Genomic DNA, 16659 nt, shown 5'->3' with positions numbered 1-16659 from the left:
AGATGGCTGGGCCGGGTCGTGAATGAGGACACACACGCTTGTGCCACATGCCTGCTCCCTCACGGCGCCCCTTCGTCCTAGCCCTCATCAAAGCGGCCCGTGGCGAGTTTGTCAATAACACGGACTAATTGAGCGAAAAGTCCTCCTTGCGCTTTCGGTACTGAGGCGTTTTCGTATGAAAGATTGACACAGCATGACCATTGCTGCGATAGATAGTTCGCAATGCTGACTAAAGGATCTCTCGAGATGGAAGCCGTCGGGGCAGCCTCGGTCGCACGTCTCGCATCGCTCCGCGCCGTGTTCGCCGCCATGCTGGAGAAGGGGGCGGTGTCGCGTGCGGAACTGTCCCGGCTGACCGGCCTCTCGAAGCAGACCACATCGGAGATCGCCAAGGTTCTGGAAGGCGCGGGCTGGATTCGGCTCTGCGGCCAGACGCAGGGCGCGGTCGGGCGACGCGCAACGACCTACGAGCTTGACGAGAGGAGCGCCTACGTTGTCGGGGTGGATCTCGGCGGCACCAAGGTCAATGTGGCCGTGGCGAGCCTGCTCGGCACGATCGTCGGGGAGGCGACGCTCGCGACGGATCGCAGGGGCGGCCTGCATGTCGTGCGGCAGATCAAGGACGTGATGCTGGATGTCGCGGCCAAGGGCGGGGTCGATCCTTCGCTCATCCGCTGCGGGGCTGTCGGCAGCCCCGGCGTCGTCCAGCCGGCGACAGGCCAGATCCATCTGGCCCCGAACATTCCCGGGCTCGACGTCATCGATGTGGCTGGAGAGCTCGGCCGGGCCCTCGGCTTCCCGGTCGTCATCGAGAACGACGTGAATGTGGCGGCGGTCGGCGAGCGTCAGCAGGGTGAGCGTCGCCATGTGATGGACATGGCCTTTATCGCGCTCGGAACCGGGATCGGGATGGGGATCGTGGCCAACGGCCAGCTGATCCAGGGATCGCGTGGCGGCGCGGGCGAGATCGCCTACCTGCCGATCGGCGGCGACCCGTTCGACAGCCGCGGATTTCGACTCGGCACGCTCGAGACCGCAATCGGAAGCGCCGCGATCGTGGACAGGTTCAGGAGCTTGGGAGGCGAGGCGGACGATGTGCGCGGCGTCTTCGACCGGCTCGACGCCGGAGACCCGGCTGCCGCGATGACCATCGACGAAACTGCCCGCATCTTCGTCCATGCCATCATGGCCGTCCGGGCCGTGTTGGACCCCGAGATCATTGTCCTCGGCGGCAGCATCGGCGCGCGGGCAGAGCTGCTTGAGCGCGTCCGGACGCTTGCGGCCAGATTTCTCGGCAGCCGCCCGGCTATCGAGAAGAGCTTGCTCGGGAGCCGTGCGGTTCTGGTCGGGGCCGTGGAGCTTGCCGTCAGCTCGCTCCAGCGCAGCCTCTTTGATCCCTTCGCTCCGGCGCCGGACGCGCGATTTGCGCCACGGAGCTTCCAGCTCAATGGGCCAGGAGAGCCGAGGAGAGCAGGATGAGTTCCGCCATGGCGCAGGAGGCAGCCGAGATTCCCTCGGTTGCCGCACGCCTACTCCTTGATGCGCGACCGATCGCTCGTGCCGCCGCCGCCCTGGTGGAAAGAGCGCCACGATTTGCGGTGATCTGCGGCCGCGGCAGTTCCGGCCATGTCGGCACTTATCTTCGCTACCTGATCGAGACGAGACTGCGCATCGTCGCCTCGTTCGCGGCGCCTTCCGTGGTCACGTCCTACGACCGGCAACCGAACATGGCGAACGGCCTGTTCGTCGTCATTTCCCAATCCGGCCAGAGCCCTGACCTCGTCGCCGCGCTTCGTGCCGCCGCGGCTGACGGCGCGATCACGATCGGCATCGTGAACGATGTCGAATCTCCCGTCGCGAAAGCTGCGGATATCGTCATTCCCGTGTCGGCCGGCGAGGAAAAGTCGGTTGCGGCAACCAAGTCCGTCGTGAACTCCATGCTTGCCTGCGCCTGCCTGATCGGACAGGCCGCCGGCGACCGTGACCTGCTCGCTGCGACGATGCGCATGCCTGATCGGCTCGCCGCGGCGCTATCGCTCGACTGGAGCGCGTGGGGCGAGACGCTGGGGCGCTCGCGCGCCACATTCGTCACCGCCCGCGGCTTCGGCCTGGGTCCTGCACGCGAGATCGCGTTGAAGGTCGCCGAGACCATCGGTGCGCCGGCTCTTGCCTACAGCGCCGCCGAGTTGCGCCACGGCCCTCGGGCGTCGGTGACCAGCGACACGCCTGTGCTCGCATTGCGACAGGCAGACGCGACAGCGCCGACGATCGACCGCCTGCGCGCGGACCTCGCCGCCAACGGCGCAAGAGTGCTGCTGGCCGGCGGACCCGCTTCGGAATTGCCCTGGATCGGCGATGATCATCCGACATGCGACCCGATCTGCATGCTCGTCCCTGCCTACCGGTCGATCGAGCGAGAAGCGCGCAGCATGGGGCTCGATCCTGATCGCCCGCCATTTCTGAACAAGGTAACCCGGACCTTTTAGCCTTCGACATCGGAATTCAGGGCGCTTGGCGTCTTCGTGGCGACCAGACACGTTGCCGAGGGTAGCCGAACGTCGCGCAAACCCGTTCGAGCGCCGCAACGATGCCCTCCGACCGGTAGCTGAACTTCGGGTCGATCGAGCAAGAAGCGCGAAAGGGTGTCGATGACGGTCAACGCCCTGATCTTTTTGCCGGCGGCGAGCTGGGCATGGATGAAGTCCATCGCCCAGACATCGTTCGGTCGGGCCGACGGCGCGCGATCTGAAGAACCGCGTCGCGTTCCAAGTCCTCGGTGAAGTTCGCCTTGCCCATCGGAGCCATCCTTGCCTCAAGAATTCGGGAAGAAGGCGCCTAGGAATCTAGGGGCGATTCACGGCGCATTCACCCACATCTCGCACCGCACCGCACCGCACAGCGCTCCTAGCGACAGGAGGCGCTCAAGAATTGTGCAGCCAGCGGGCGGAGTAACCCACGGTTAACCATTAAAAATGTACGATATAAGACATAATAAGTCCGATAGCGGACTTCCACCGTGAGGCCAAAGCCGCCCTCACGGTGGCAATAGCGCATCGAAGGCGGTCACGAAGTTCGCAGACTTCGCTGTTTGGGCATGACCGAATTCGTCACAAGCCGCCTCCCGTACGCTTCCCCACGGAGAACGTCCCATGCTGTCGCACTTGTCCCTGCGAACTGTTCTGTTCGCCGCCGTTGCCGCCCTTGCGGTGCTTCTCATCGGGCTGACCATTCAGCACAGCGTTGCCGCCTTTCGGCAGAAAACTACCGTGCAGGCGATTCAAGAGGGGAATGCCACCGGCGATCTCCTCCTGGCAGCAGCGGGCAGCTGGGCGGCTGAGCGGGGCCGGACGGCGACCTTGCTGAACTCTTCGTCTCCCGCGTCGGCGAGCGATACGGCTCTCCTTGGACAGTTTCGACAGCAGGGTGACAGAGCGCTCCGGGGAGCCCTGGAGCGCCTGCGCGCGACACATTCGGGCCTTCCCGAGCTGGGACGGATAGACACCGCGATGCGGCAGGTGGAAGCGACCCGGAGCCAGGTCGATGGCGAGATCGTCAAGCCGGTTGATCAACGGGCACCTCAGATCGCGCCCCGCACTATCGCCGGGCTGACAACGCTTGTCGAAGCGTCGCAGCAGCTCCGCCTAGCGGCAGAGCTGCGGATCGAGAACGCCGAGGCGCGTATTGCCGAGCTCCAGAAGCTCAAGCATCTGGCATGGGTCACCAGCGAGTTTGCAGGTCGGGAGCGGGCGGCGATCGCCGCGGTGATTTCCGGCGGGCGCGCCGTTTCGCCGGAGCTCCTGGATGAGTTGTCGCGACTTCGGGGCAGTGTGGAACTCGCCTGGGGCCTGATTGATCTTCAGATCGGCCGTGAAGATACTTCGGCGGGCCTCAAGGCGGCGGTTACCCGTATCAAAGCCGGGTATTTTGGAGACTTTCAGGTTCTGCGCGAGCGCGTCTACAGGGCCGGAATCACGGACGCCGCTTACCCCGTCGATGCGAACCAGTGGGTGTCCGCGGCGACGCGCGCCATCGAGGATATTCTTAGCCTGAACGAGGCGATCGGCCAGGCGACTGCGACATTGGCGGGGGAAACAGCATCACAGGCGACGAAAGCGCTCGCCGCAAATGTCGGGCTCCTGGTTCTCGGTCTCCTGGTTGCCGGTTTCGCGTTCTGGGTTGCCGCCGCGCGGGTGGCGCGCCCGCTGAATCAACTGGCGGGAACCACGCAAAGGCTCGCCGACGGCGATACCGATCTGGTGGTGCCGGAGGTCAGGCGGAAGGATGAGGTCGGGGCGCTGGCTCGCTCGATCGAAGTCTTTCGGAACAATCTGATCGATAATCGTCGCTTTGCAGCCGAACGGGAGGCGGAGAACGACGCCAAGATGCAGCGTGCTGCAACCCTTGACCGCCTGACCAAGGCCTTCGAGGCGGCGGTCGGCGCGCTGACCTCGAAACTAGCCTCCGCGGCCACAGAGATGGAGGCGAGCGCCCGCTCTCTCACGTCGACGGCCGAGTACAACACCCAGGCGGCTGCATCTCTTGCCGGTGCGGCGGAGGAAACGTCCGCGAGTGTCCAGACGGTCGCGGCCGCATCGGAAGAGCTGGCGACATCGATCCGCGAAATCTCGGGTCATGCGGCACAGTCGTCCGGTACGGCAGCCCGCGCAGTTGAGCAGGCGACCGAGGCCCAAGCGATCGTTCAGGGGCTTGTCGCGGGCGCTGCGAAGATCGGCAGCGTCATTTCCCTCATCGACGACATTGCGGGGCAGACCAATCTGCTCGCACTCAATGCCACAATCGAGGCGGCGCGCGCCGGGGAAGCCGGGAGGGGGTTTGCCGTGGTCGCCGCTGAGGTCAAGGAACTGGCGAGCCAGACAACCAAGGCGACGGGCGAGATCGCTGCCCAGATCGGCGAAATCCAGCAATCCACCGAGGCAGTCGTGTCTGCCATTGCGACGATCGCGAAGGTGATCGAAGAGATGTTGGGCGTCTCGGTAAGCGTGGCAGCCGCCATGGAAGAACAGGGGGCTGCCACCGGCGAGATCGCCCGGAACGTGCAGGAAGCGGCACGGGGCACAGAACAGGTCACGGTCAGCGTTGTTACGGTTCGCGATGGAGCGACGTCGACGGGCGCTGCGTCCTCGCAGGTGCTGTCGGCAGCTCAGGAGGTAGCGCAGATCTCCAGCCATCTCAGCCAGGAAGTGCAGACCTTCCTTCACGGCGTGCAGGCAGCATGACACGCCACACACACAAAGGAGGGGCCGGCGCTGTCAGGTGCCGGCCCCTTTCGAGCTCACGACTTGCCCGGACCGGTCACCTCGCCGTCCGCATCAAGTTGTCCGTCGGGCGCTCGGCTGCATGGTTTGCGGAGCCCCTGCGCGGAACGATTAGGGGTGCCGCAAGGTCCGGGACGGTCAGGCCGCCCGGACGGTTGCCAGGAATGTCGCCATGGTTTCACGCAGACGCTGCGACCGGTGCTCGAGATCGGTTGCCGAAGTCAGAACCCTCGTGGCAGACCCACCGGTATGAGCCGCTGCATCGGTCACGCCGCTGATATTGTTCATGACGGCGCTCGTGCTGTGAGCGGCTTCTTGGATATTGCGGGAGATCTCGTTGGTCGCAGCGCTCTGTTCCTCAACGGCGGCGGCAATGGACGATGCGATCCCATCCATCGACCGGATGATGTTGGCGACGCCATCGATGGCGTTGACCGAGTCGGCGGTCGAGCGCTGGATCTCGCCGATTTGCGCACCAATTTCGGTTGTCGCCTTCGCCGTCTGCTCGGCGAGCGATTTCACCTCCTGGGCGACCACTGCGAACCCTCGACCGGCCTCGCCTGCGCGTGCTGCCTCGATTGTGGCGTTCAGCGCCAGGAGGTTGGTCTGGCCGGCAATGTTGTTGATGAGATCCACGATGTCTCCGATACTTTGGGCCGCGGACGCAAGCGCACGCATTGACGAGACCGTTCTCTCGGCGTCACTGACAGCCTCTCGCGCGATGCGGGCTGAGTCGTTCACCTGCGATCCGATCTCGGAAACCGACGCGGACAACTCCTCAGTGGCGGCAGCAACCGTCTGAACATTGGCGGAGGCTTCCTCCGACGAGCTGGACACCATTCGCGACTGGTCGGCGGTCTGCTGCGCGGTGGCGCTCAGTGCTTCAGCTGCGGTCTTCAGTTCGGCCGATTGCGCTGCTACCCCGGAAACGATCGTTCCCACGGTCCTTTCGAATTCGCTGGCGAGCCGGTCGAGAGTCTCGCGCCGATCGCGTCGCCCCGCTTCAGCATAGACCGCGATCGCGAAATCCATGTCGAGCATGGCCGCCTTCACCACCGCCCTCTGGACGTCGGCTCGGGTGACAGAAGCGCCCCGGTTCAGCCAAGTGCTGTTGAACTTGGCCGCGATGGAGTCAAGGAGCCCGGTGACCAAGGCATTGTAGCCGCCGATGTACCAGATCGGCTCGAGCCCCAGCTTGTTATGGACTTCACCGACCTTCGTTACCGACGCGACGTAGTGTTCGTCGAATCTGCCGTCGAGGATGAGGCTCCAATGCCGCAACTGCATCTTCTTGGCGTGCATCATGTGGTCGCGGGTTCGGAAGAACGCCTTGGTCTCGGGGAACCTCTCGATGTGATCATAGAACATGTCGAGGATAGAGGGCATCATCTCCAGGACCAGAGACTTGTGAGAACGCAGGACTTTAGAGACATTCGCATCGATGCCGTGAAAGGCCAGACGCTGGTGGGTTGGGATGCTCATTCGGGGCCTCGCTTGATCGGGGAAGAGGACAGCTCAGGGGAATGCGAGCATGAGAAAAACTCAACGCATTTCAGATGTTTATGCGGATAGGTAGGTGTCGCGGAAACACGGGGGGTAGTCGCGAAAGCGAGTTTGAAATGACGCGCATCCGTTCGGCGCTGCCAAGCTCACAAGTCTCGCAATGGTCCTCGGGGGATGCTCTGGTGCGGAGATCAGGCGGGCCGCGTGGCAGACCCGGGCGCGCAACAGGCACTGGTACCGGGTGGTCCCGAAAGGCGTCGGCAAAGTACCGGGTGAAGTGAGACCGAGACATGCCGGCTCGTTGCGCGATCTCCGGAACTGACAAGGCGCGAAAGTAATCCGCTTGGATCAAGTCGACAGCGGCGACAAGTCTGCTGCCATCTAGGTCATGGAAAGGCGGCGCACTTTCATTATCCCGTGAAACAAGGACCGCCGGCAGTGACACCTGCGTGCGAAATTCTCTCCAGTGTTGCTGTGGGGGGCTCACGCAGGAGGCCCCGGGGACAGCGGAGCTTCGAATGACGGACCATCGGAAGTTCGCGCGCTGCCGTCGATCAAGTGATCGAAATATTCCAGCTGGACGCGGAGGCACAAAGCCGATGCCGAGCAAAGCCAGATTGCGTACTTGGCCTTTTCGTCGTCGGTTGCCGGCCCCTCGTTGATTGCATTCACGAGGCCACTCATCTGACGGATGATGTGGGTGACCGTTGCAATGACATCGCGATGCGGGCCTGCGTCCTGTTCCAGATTTTGCAGGCCGGGGAAATCAACGACGTTGTCAGGGGTACCTATGGTCACGTAGCTGGTGGGTCGGTGGATGCCGCGACGAGGTTTGCGCATCTGTCATTCCCAGAGATCATGCTGCCGAGTTCAGGCGACGATGCGCATGGACGGCACGACCGGAACGGTCGCGCGTTGCTGGAGATATCGTTCGGTCTCGTCGGGAACGAGCGGTGGGGAGAGCAGGTACCCCTGGCCGATGTCGCAGCCGATCGCCCGCAAAGCTTCCGACTGAAACTGCGTCTCGATGCCCTCACCGACCACATCCATCCCCAGGCTGTGGGCGAGTGACACAATTGTCCGCGCGATCACGCCGCGGCCGTCCTCTGGCCTGATGTCGGCGACGAAGGAACGGTCAATTTTCAGGCGATCGACCTTGAACTGTTTCAGGTGCGAAAGCGACGCGTAGCCCGTTCCGAAGTCGTCGAGAGCGATCGTGACCCCCAGGGCGTCAAGCTTCTCGATTGTGCGCACAATCTGATGGATCGAGCGGTCGAGCAGCACCGTCTCGGTGATTTCGATCTCGATATCCGCGGGTCTCAGCCTGAACCGGCTTAGCTGGTTGGCGAGGGTCTCGACGAAATCGTCTAGCTTCAGCTGGGCGGCTGAGACGTTGATCGCCAGTCGGCCGGGGCGGAGCCCCTTTGCCCGCATGGAGGCTTGGAAGGCGAGGGATATTTCGATGACGCGGGTCCCGAGCGGGATGATCAGCCCGGATTCCTCGGCAAGTGGAATGAAGGAGGCGGGCGATACCGTTTCGGAGCAACGCTGCCAACGCGCCAAGGCCTCCAGCCCCACGGCCTCCCCGGTCTGGAGATTGACCTGGGGCTGGAACTCCACGCGGAGCTCGTCACGGTCGAGGCCCATCCTGAGTTCTTCGATATCCGATTGACGTCGCTCCGCCGCTTTCAACATCGTCTCGTCGAAGAAGGTGTACCTCCCACGCCCCGCGGCCTTGGCCTGATAAAGTGCCAGATCGGCCTCTCGGAAGAGATCCCTGCGGCTCTTGCTCTGGGTGGTCATCAGGACCACACCCATGCTGATCCGCGGCTGAACCGTCCGGCCGGTGAGCGCGACGGGCTGCTGTACGCAATTGGCGAGCCGGGCCAAACGCCGTTCGGCAACCTGCCTGGATGTGATGCCGTCTATGACGATAGCAAATTCATCACCACCGAGCCGGGCGACCATGTCGGATTTGCGTACTGCACCGGCGAGGCGGCGTCCCACGACGACGAGCAGTTCATCACCTGCGTCGTGGCCGAGCGTGTCGTTGATCGCCTTGAAATTATCGAGGTCTGTCACCACGAGCAGACCCTGCGGCGCCTTGTCCGCGAGGAGCCGCACAACTCGATTGTAGACCGCTGTACGGTTTGCAAGCCCGGTCAGGGAATCCTGTTCAGCCTGCTTCCGTATCGTTTGCTCGGCAACTTTGAGTTCGGTGATGTCGGCGCGAGTTGTGACATGCAGTCCGTCCGCGGTGCGCCGCTCGAGGATCTGAACCCAGCGGCCGTCGTCGAGCTTCTGCACAAGGGTCTGTGTCGGCTTGGCATGCTCTCGCATCCGGCGCGCTAGCCACGCCTCGATGTCCCGACCTCGCCCGCCAACCTCCGCGAACTGACCGCGCTCCGCTGCAGTCCTCAAAATCTCCCCAAAACTGACGCCTTCCTGAATTAGGTCGGCCACCTTCGGGTAGAAAGCTTTGAAGGCGTCATTGTAGATCAAAAGTCTGTCGTTCGTGTCGAACGCCGAAATCCCAGCCGGTATCGTATCGACGATCTGGCGGAGGAGATTTTCCGCCTGCCGTCGAAACACATTCTCAGTCGCAAGCTCAAGTTCTGCCTGCTTGCGGGCCGTGATGTCGAACCTGATCGACACATAGCCCTGAAGAAGTCCGCTTGGCGAGAGGAGGGGGACAATTGTGGTATCGACCCAATAAAGCGCCCCAGATTTTGCTCGGTTGCGTACCTCTCCATGCCAAGTATCGCCGCGTGCAATCGTCCGCCACAAGCCCTGGAAAAACTCCCCGGGATGATGTCCGGAGTTCAGAACTCGGTGGTCTTGTCCGATCAGTTCATCCTCGGCATATCCGCTGATCTCGCAGAAGCGAGCATTGGCATGAATGATCCGCCCGGCCCGATCTGTAGCGGCAACGATCGCCGTCTGATTGAGCGCCCGTCGGAGAGCGATGAGCTCTTCTCGCTGAAGCGATTTTCGAACATGTAGCTGATCTGTGGTTGCTCTTCGGGGGATGATCGCGGGGGTTCAGGGAGCGATGCCGCCGGCTCGACAGCGTCGGTGACACTGGGCGGTTGAGTAGGGGCGACGAGGCGATTGTGCATCATTCCTCCGGGCTCGGAGCCTGCTGGAGAGATCCCGCCAGGCGACAGGTAGGCGCATGACGATGTGCGCACGTGAAGAGCGTCGAACTTTAGTGCGGTTGCGTTTCACGGTGCCAGTCGGCTACGGTTTCGGAAGCTCAATGCGCGTCGAATGGCTCAAGCGTTACGTAATGCGCCATCAAATGTTCCTTGCCGTCATTGTGATGTACGGTAACGTAATCGAATTTCGTTAACATTCCGTTACCTTCCCTAACGCCCCCGGTTAGGATTTGCCGACGACATGTCTAAAGACCAAGACGACTTCAGCATACGCAACCGCGTCCTCTTGGCGTTCGGCGAAGATGTGCTGGACACGCTACGTCATGCGTTGAGCATCAGGCCTCTTTCCGCTGGCCAAAGGCTCTATTCAGAGGGCGAGCCATTCACCCACGCCATATTTCCGCATTCGGGTGTAGTTTCGCTTCGGAAGACCGAACCGAGCGGCGTTTCAGCCGAGAAGGCGTCGATCGGGAACGAAGGATTTGTCGGTGCCGCCTTGCTCTTCGGTGGTGAAGCCGCGCTCAGCACCAGTGTCGTAGCCGTGGCTGGCTATGCCTCGTGGCTGGAGATTGATGCCCTGAACGAGGTCACGGCGCGGGAACCAGCCGTCATGGCGGCGGTGAAACGGTATGCACGTGCGCTGATCTTCCAGCTGATGGAGTCAAGCGCTTGCGTCAACATCCACAGTGCGGAGCAACGGCTTGCACGTTGGCTGCTAACGACTGACGACCGATGCAATCGTCGCGCAATCCCGGTGACGCAAGCAACGATAGCCGAGGTGATGTCTCTGCGTCGGGCAACAGTGAATATAATCTTGAAAGGATTCAGTGAAAGCAATGCGATTCAGACCGGCAATGGCGTTATCCAGATCCTCGACCGCCAGGGTCTTTTATCGCGAGGCTGCGGCTGCTATTCGCGAATTTCAGAAGTATTTAGCTTGAGATAGACTTGCCTATTTGTGGTCTATTTGTAATTTGTATTGCTTATTTTCAAATTGCAAATTGCAAATTGCAAATTGCAAATTGCCTTTCAATTAATTATACGTGTCAATGCATGGGTGGCCATCGAATGGATTTGGTCATCGCTGTTTCTTAATCCGGTTTGCTGATGTCTCGCGTTCCGTGATCGGCGGGCGGGCGGGCAGAACTCGGCGATCAGCCGCTTCCTGGAGGGCACCAAGCTCGCGCAGGTGATCGCGATGCTGGAACGGGCCGAGGGTGTTGCCGTCAGCGTGCTGATGACCGCGCTTGGAGGCCCTGCAAGGCCTCACGCCTACGAAGCCATCTGCAATGCCTCGGCAGAACAGCCGGGCCGCTTCAAGTCCGTCCCAGTTCACCTGACCTCGGGACTAAGCACCTAGTCCGCAAACCCGCTTCCGTTGGAGCTATGGCATGTCGCGCGACGCGTCGTGCTTCTGCGGGACCCAGGGATGGCGTTGGCGGGATACGGCAGCGATGCCGCGGTGACACTGCGTCGTTCGTTAAAGAGGACGATTCGCCTAGAGCCAATGGCAGGTTGGCTATAATTTGCCCTGATTGGACGAAACAATCTCCATGATCCCGTCGTGAGAGACTTTGCCTCCATAGATGATCGTTCTTTAAAAAGTACATTTCATTGACTTGGACGGCGTTGCTTCCGAGACTTCTGCAGTAATCAGCTGGCTCCTTGTGGCCCTCGGCATCGGGCCGATCGACCGCCAGCCAGCACTCCGCATCGGGCAGCCGAAGCTGCGTCGAGAAGCGGTGAACACCGGAGCGAATTGGCGATGCATGCGGTTGTCCTGCGTGAGCACGGCGGTCTCGACAAACTGGTCTACGAGACCGACTTCCCGACGCCCGCCGCCGGGGCGGGGGAGGTCGTCTTGCGGGTACGCGCCAGCTCGCTGAACTACCACGACGTGTTCACCCGCCGCGGCATGCCCGGAATCAAAATTCCCTTCCCGGTGGTGATCGGGCTCGACGTGGTCGGCGAGATCGCCGAGATCGGCGGGGGCGTCACGGAATGGTCGGTCGGCGACCGCGTCCTCGTCGATCCGATCAACCGCGTTGAAGGCGGGCTGATGGGCGAGACGGTCAATGGCGGCCTCGCCGAATATTGCCGCGCCAAGGCGCATCAGCTCATCCGCATTCCTGACGCCATCTCGTTCGAACAGGCCGCGGCGCTGCCGGTCGCCTACGGCACGGCGCTGCGCATGGTCCGCACCATCGGCAAGATCAGCGCCGGCGAGAAGGTGCTGATCCTCGGCGCCAGCGGCGGCGTCGGGGTTTGCGCGGTGCAACTCGCCAAGCTCGCCGGGGCCTATGTCATCGCGGCAGCCGGCAGCGAGGAGAAGGGCAGGCGCCTTAAGGAACTCGGCGCCGACGAGATCATCCTCTACACGCAGGAGGATTTCCTCAAGGTGATCCAGGAGCGTCACGGCAAGCCGCATCGCCGTCGCGGCGGGGCCAAGGGCGGCATCGACGCGGTGGTCAACTTCACCGGCGGAGACACCTGGGTGAAGTCGCTGCGTGCGTTGAGCCTCGGCGGCCGGCTTCTGACCTGCGGCGCCACTGCCGGCTATGCGCCGACCGAGGACATTCGCTTCATCTGGACCTTCGAACTCCAGATTCTCGGCTCCAACGGCTGGGAGCCCGACGACATTCGCACGCTGTTCGATCTCGTCGCGTCGGGTCAGCTCAAGGCGCTGGTCGACAAGACCTACCCGCTGACGGAGGCCCGCGAGGCGCTGCGCGTGATCGAGGATCGCGAGGTCTTCGGCAAGGTCGTGGTGACGCCATGAGCGCCGACGCCCTTCGTGCCGCCGCTTCCAAAGCGACTGATGCCGTCGCTGTTCCGCTGTCGGCGGAGGCCATCCAGGCCAGGTTCGATGCTTCGCCGTTCATCGCCTTCCTCGGCCTCAAGGTCGTCGAGGCGGACGCGGCGAATGAGGAGATCACCGTCCGTGCTCCGTTCCGCCCGGAACTCGAACGCAGCGGAGGCACGGGCCAGTGGCATGGCGGGCCGATCGCCTCGGTGATCGACACGGTTGGCGATTTCGCCCTGGTGCAACTCGTCGGACGCGGCCTGCCGACCATCAACTTCCGCGTCGATTACCTGCGCCCCGCCGTCAACACGGCGCTGATCGTCAAGGCGAAGGTCCGCCGCAACGGCCGCAGCGTCGGCGTTGCCGATGTCGATGTCTTCGACGAGCGCGGCGCGCTGCTGGCGATCGGCCGCGCCACCTACGCAACCCTTGCATCCAACTGATCGCCACCCGGCGATCCACCGACGAGGTGACATGTCATGTCCCAATTGTCCCGTAGAAATCTGCTCGCCGCCACAGCCGGCACCGCAGCCGCTCTCGGTCTTGGTTCTCATGCCTTCGCGCAACGGGCCGGCCAGCAGCCGAAGCGCGGCGGCACGCTGACGGGCACTTGGGGCGGCTTCGAGCCGCAGGCCCTGTTCGTGCCGCCGGGCGGCGGCTCTAGCCCATACTTTACCTCGACCAAGATTCACGAGCGCCTGCTGACGCTCGACAACGATCTCGATTTTGTTCCGGTGCTGGCGCTCGAAGTGACACCGTCCGAGGATTTCCGCACCTATCGCATCAAGCTGCGTCCCAATGTCGTGTGGCACGACGGCAAGCCGCTAACCGCCGACGACATTGTGTTCAACGCGCTCGAATACTGGAAGCCGCTGTCGGCGGGCATTGCACTGAAGGCGCTTGTCGCCGCGGAGGCAGTCGATGCCACCACTGCGCTCTTGAAGTTCGATACGCCGCTGCCGGAGTTCTTCCTGAAGTCGGTGCTGGCCGGCAAGGCCGGGCTGGTCATCCCGAAGCACATCTACGAGGGCCGCGACATCCTCACCAACCCCGCGAACAATGCGCCGGTCGGCACCGGCCCGTTCAAGTTCAAGGAATGGGTGCGCGGCAGCCATGCCGAGCTGGTTCGCAATGAGGATTACTGGAACGCGCCGCAGCCCTATCTCGATCGTCTCGTCATCCGCTGGTGGCGCGATCCCGCGTCACGTTCGGCCGCTTTCGAGGCCGGACAGCTCGACCTCGGCGTCTTCAACCCGACGCCGGCGCCAGACATCAAGCGGCTGGTCGATACGAAGCGCTTTGTCTCGACCACGGTCGGCTATGACAATTCGGCCTGGGTATCGACCATCGAGTTCAACAGCCGTCGCGACATCGTCAAGCGCCCCGATATCCGCAAGGCGATCAACCTCGCCATCGACCGCCAGTTCATTGCCGACACGATTTTCTTTGGTCTCGCCAAACCGGCATCCGGCTCCGTACCGAGCACGAACAAAATCTTCTTCGATCCGAAGCTGAAGCCCTATGCTTTCGATCTCGCACAGGCCGGCAGGTTGCTGGATGCAGCGGGCTTTCCGAAGAAGCGCGGCGGAAGGTTCAAGCTCAATCTCGTCGCGGCCGGCTGGTTCGAGGAGAACGTCAAGCTCGGCCAGTATGTCCGGCAAGCGCTGGAGGATCTCGACATCGAGGTCGATCTCGCGATCCCCGATCGCGCGACCTCGTTCAAGCGCATCTACACCGACTACGAATACGACATCGCCCTGTCGAACAATTCGGGGACGGTCGAACTCGTGCCGGAATGGACGCGCTTCGTCACCACCGACAACATCATCAGGGGCGGTGCCTTCCGGAACGCGACGGGCCATTCGGATCCGAAGCTGGACGCCGTCGTCGAGAAGCTCTCCACCGAAATTGATCCTGCCAAGCGCGTGACGCTGGCGCGCGCATTCCAGGAGGTGCTTTCCGAGGCTTTGCCCTGGACCGCGCTCGTCGAAATCCAGTCGACCACGATCGCCCGTGCCGATGTGCGCGGACATTCGCAGACGGCTGATTTCATGGGTGATAGCTGGGCCGGCGTCTGGCTCGACCGATAGGAGCAAATCCAATGGGTCGGATCTTCGTTCGGCGTCTCGTTCAGGTCATCCCGCTGCTGCTCGGCGTGATCGTCCTGAACTTCACGTTGATCCAATTGGCGCCGGGAACGCTGCTCGACATCATGTCGGCGGACCAGCAGGTCAGCGATCCCGCGCTGCTGGAGCGCATGCGCGTGCTCTATGGGCTCGACCAGCCGGCGATCGTGCAGCTCGGCCGCTACATCTGGTCGGTGCTTACCCTCGATTTCGGCTTCTCCTACAGGCAGAACGCGCCCGTGTTCGACGTAATCATGATGCATCTCCCGGCGACCATCCTCTTGATGCTCGCCAGCATCTCGGTCGCGCTCGTCATTGGCGTGACGGCCGGTGTCGTCGCGGCGGTCAAGGTCAACACGATCTGGGACAACCTGATCTCGCTCGGCGCCGTGTTCTTCTTTGCCGCGCCGACCTTCTGGCTCGGCATCATACTGACCATCCTGTTCTCGGTGAAGCTCGGCTGGCTGCCGGTCGGCGGCATGCGCACGGTCGGCGGCGAGGGCGGCCTCGTCAGCGACACGCTCGATGTCGCCCGTCATCTTGTGCTGCCGGCGCTCTCGCTCGGCCTGTTCTATTCGGCCATGTACGCCCGTATCATGCGGGCCTCGATGCTCGAGGTCTTCCGGCTGGATTTCGTGCGCACGGCGCGGTCGAAGGGGCTGACGGGCAGGGCGGTGGTCGTCCGTCACGTCCTGCGCAATGCATTGCTGCCGGTGGTGACCCTGCTCGGCCTGCAGCTTGGCACCGTCGTCGGCGGCAGCGTCGTCGTCGAGGCGGTGTTCTCCTGGCCGGGCATCGGCAGCCTCATGCTCGACAGCGTCATGAGCCGAAACTACCCGATGGTGCTGGGCGTGCTGGTGCTGTCATCGCTGATCGTCGCCGTCTCGAACGCGGCCGTCGACATCGCCTATTTCAAGCTCGATCCGCGCATCCGCGCCCGCTAGCAGCATGGCCCCCTTCCTGACATTCCTCGGCCGCTTCGCGCGCAATCGCGCGGCGCTCGCCGGCCTCGCCGTCCTGGTGATCGTCGTCGTTGCGGCGTTGGCCGCGCCCTATCTCTTCCCGCGCAACCCGCTGCGCATCGTCGGCCGCCCGGAAGTCTGGCCTTTCCTGACCTGGCGTCATCCGCTCGGCACGGATTCACTGGGACGGGACATCGCCGCCATCGTCGCCCATGGCGCGCGCACGACGCTGCTCATCGGTCTGTTTGCGAGCTTCACCGCAACTCTCATCGGCGTGACCGTCGGCGCCATCGCCGCCTATTTCGGTGGCTGGCTGGACGAGGTGCTGATGCGCGCGGCCGAGCTGTTCCAGACCATCCCCAACATCATCTTCATCCTGACCATCGTCTCGATCCTCGGCCAGTCCATCGGCAACATCACCATCGCGGTCGGCATCGTCACCTGGACGCCCATCGCGCGGTTGACGCGCGCCGAGTTCCTGTCGCTGCGCGAGCGCGAATTCGTCCAGGCCTGCCGCGCCCTCGGGATGAAGGACGTACAGATCATCGTCGGCGAGATCCTGCCGAACGCCTTGCCACCGGTGGTGATCCTGTCGTCGCTGGTGGTCGCCAGCGCCGTCCTGTTCGAGTCCGCCGTCTCATTCCTCGGCCTCGGCGACCCCAATGTCGCGAGCTGGGGCGGCCTGATCGGCGACGGCCGCACGCTCATCCGCACCTCCTGGTACATCTGCGCCGTGCCGGGCGTGGCGGTGATGCTCACGGTCCTTGCGCTCAATCTGGTCGGCGACGGCCTCAACGACGCGCTCAATCCCCGCCTCAAGGGCCAGTAGGC

The 16659-nt window shown here is 63.0% G+C and carries 13 protein-coding genes and 2 pseudogenes; 9 read left to right on the top strand and 6 right to left on the bottom strand.

Annotated elements, in window-relative coordinates:
* The first annotated feature begins 297 nt into the window (after window positions 1-297).
* A complete protein-coding gene (locus tag JNK84_RS19720; RefSeq protein ID WP_293427119.1) occupies window positions 298-1479 on the top strand; it encodes an ROK family transcriptional regulator in 1182 nt (393 codons plus the stop codon).
* 8 nt (window positions 1480-1487) lie between these two features.
* Window positions 1488-2486 carry an SIS domain-containing protein gene (locus tag JNK84_RS19715; protein ID WP_367272367.1) on the top strand — a complete coding sequence of 333 codons (999 nt, stop codon included), beginning with the start codon at window positions 1488-1490 and terminating at the stop codon, window positions 2484-2486.
* Between the two features lie 55 nt (window positions 2487-2541).
* On the opposite strand, the pseudogene JNK84_RS19710 reads toward JNK84_RS19715, so the two are convergent.
* Window positions 2542-2728: pseudogene (locus JNK84_RS19710) on the bottom strand (DDE-type integrase/transposase/recombinase); the annotation flags it as partial.
* A 421-nt stretch (window positions 2729-3149) separates the two neighbouring features.
* On the opposite strand from JNK84_RS19710, the gene JNK84_RS19705 reads away from it, so the two are divergent.
* Window positions 3150-5237: a methyl-accepting chemotaxis protein gene (locus JNK84_RS19705; protein ID WP_293427113.1), complete on the top strand. Its 2088-nt coding sequence runs from the start codon at window positions 3150-3152 to the stop codon at window positions 5235-5237.
* 177 nt (window positions 5238-5414) lie between these two features.
* Here the strand turns inward: JNK84_RS19705 and JNK84_RS19700 are convergent, their stop codons facing one another.
* From JNK84_RS19700 to JNK84_RS23515, 5 genes and pseudogenes are all read right to left on the bottom strand, one after another.
* Window positions 5415-6758 (bottom strand): globin-coupled sensor protein, encoded by a 1344-nt coding sequence (locus JNK84_RS19700; RefSeq protein ID WP_293427111.1) that lies wholly within the window; start codon window positions 6756-6758, stop codon window positions 5415-5417.
* Between the two features lie 70 nt (window positions 6759-6828).
* A complete protein-coding gene (locus tag JNK84_RS23520) occupies window positions 6829-7224 on the bottom strand; it encodes a helix-turn-helix domain-containing protein (RefSeq protein WP_367272366.1) in 396 nt (131 codons plus the stop codon).
* Window positions 7225-7262: 38 nt separating this feature from the next.
* Window positions 7263-7619 carry a hypothetical protein gene (locus JNK84_RS19695; RefSeq protein WP_293427108.1) on the bottom strand — a complete coding sequence of 119 codons (357 nt, stop codon included), beginning with the start codon at window positions 7617-7619 and terminating at the stop codon, window positions 7263-7265.
* A gap of 30 nt (window positions 7620-7649) precedes the next feature.
* Window positions 7650-9434 (bottom strand): putative bifunctional diguanylate cyclase/phosphodiesterase, encoded by a 1785-nt coding sequence (locus JNK84_RS19690; RefSeq protein WP_293427105.1) that lies wholly within the window; start codon window positions 9432-9434, stop codon window positions 7650-7652.
* A gap of 9 nt (window positions 9435-9443) precedes the next feature.
* Window positions 9444-9713, bottom strand: a pseudogene (locus tag JNK84_RS23515) (PAS domain-containing protein); the annotation flags it as partial.
* Between the two features lie 465 nt (window positions 9714-10178).
* Here JNK84_RS23515 and JNK84_RS19680 point away from each other — a divergent pair.
* The 6 genes from JNK84_RS19680 (at window position 10179) to JNK84_RS19655 (ending at window position 16657) form a co-directional block, all read left to right on the top strand.
* Window positions 10179-10883, top strand: a complete 705-nt coding sequence (locus JNK84_RS19680) for a Crp/Fnr family transcriptional regulator (protein ID WP_293427099.1) — start codon at window positions 10179-10181, stop codon at window positions 10881-10883.
* Window positions 10884-11702: 819 nt separating this feature from the next.
* Complete coding sequence (locus tag JNK84_RS19675) at window positions 11703-12716, top strand: quinone oxidoreductase family protein (protein ID WP_293427096.1); 1014 nt, start codon at window positions 11703-11705, stop codon at window positions 12714-12716.
* Window positions 12713-13183 (top strand): PaaI family thioesterase, encoded by a 471-nt coding sequence (locus tag JNK84_RS19670; RefSeq protein WP_293427093.1) that lies wholly within the window; start codon window positions 12713-12715, stop codon window positions 13181-13183. Before JNK84_RS19675 ends, JNK84_RS19670 begins: the two co-directional genes overlap by 4 nt.
* A 36-nt stretch (window positions 13184-13219) precedes the next feature.
* Window positions 13220-14830 (top strand): ABC transporter substrate-binding protein, encoded by a 1611-nt coding sequence (locus JNK84_RS19665; protein WP_293427090.1) that lies wholly within the window; start codon window positions 13220-13222, stop codon window positions 14828-14830.
* Window positions 14831-14841: 11 nt separating this feature from the next.
* Window positions 14842-15810 carry an ABC transporter permease gene (locus tag JNK84_RS19660; RefSeq protein ID WP_293427087.1) on the top strand — a complete coding sequence of 323 codons (969 nt, stop codon included), beginning with the start codon at window positions 14842-14844 and terminating at the stop codon, window positions 15808-15810.
* A gap of 4 nt (window positions 15811-15814) precedes the next feature.
* Window positions 15815-16657, top strand: a complete 843-nt coding sequence (locus tag JNK84_RS19655) for an ABC transporter permease (protein WP_441343277.1) — start codon at window positions 15815-15817, stop codon at window positions 16655-16657.
* The last annotated feature ends 2 nt before the right edge of the window (window positions 16658-16659 follow it).

The sequence above is a fragment of the Phreatobacter sp. genome, from assembly GCF_016793595.1.
Classification (GTDB): Bacteria; Pseudomonadota; Alphaproteobacteria; order Rhizobiales; family Phreatobacteraceae; genus Phreatobacter.
The sequence above is the reverse complement of the archived record's forward strand: the minus strand, read 5'-3'. Positions and strand labels throughout refer to the sequence as shown.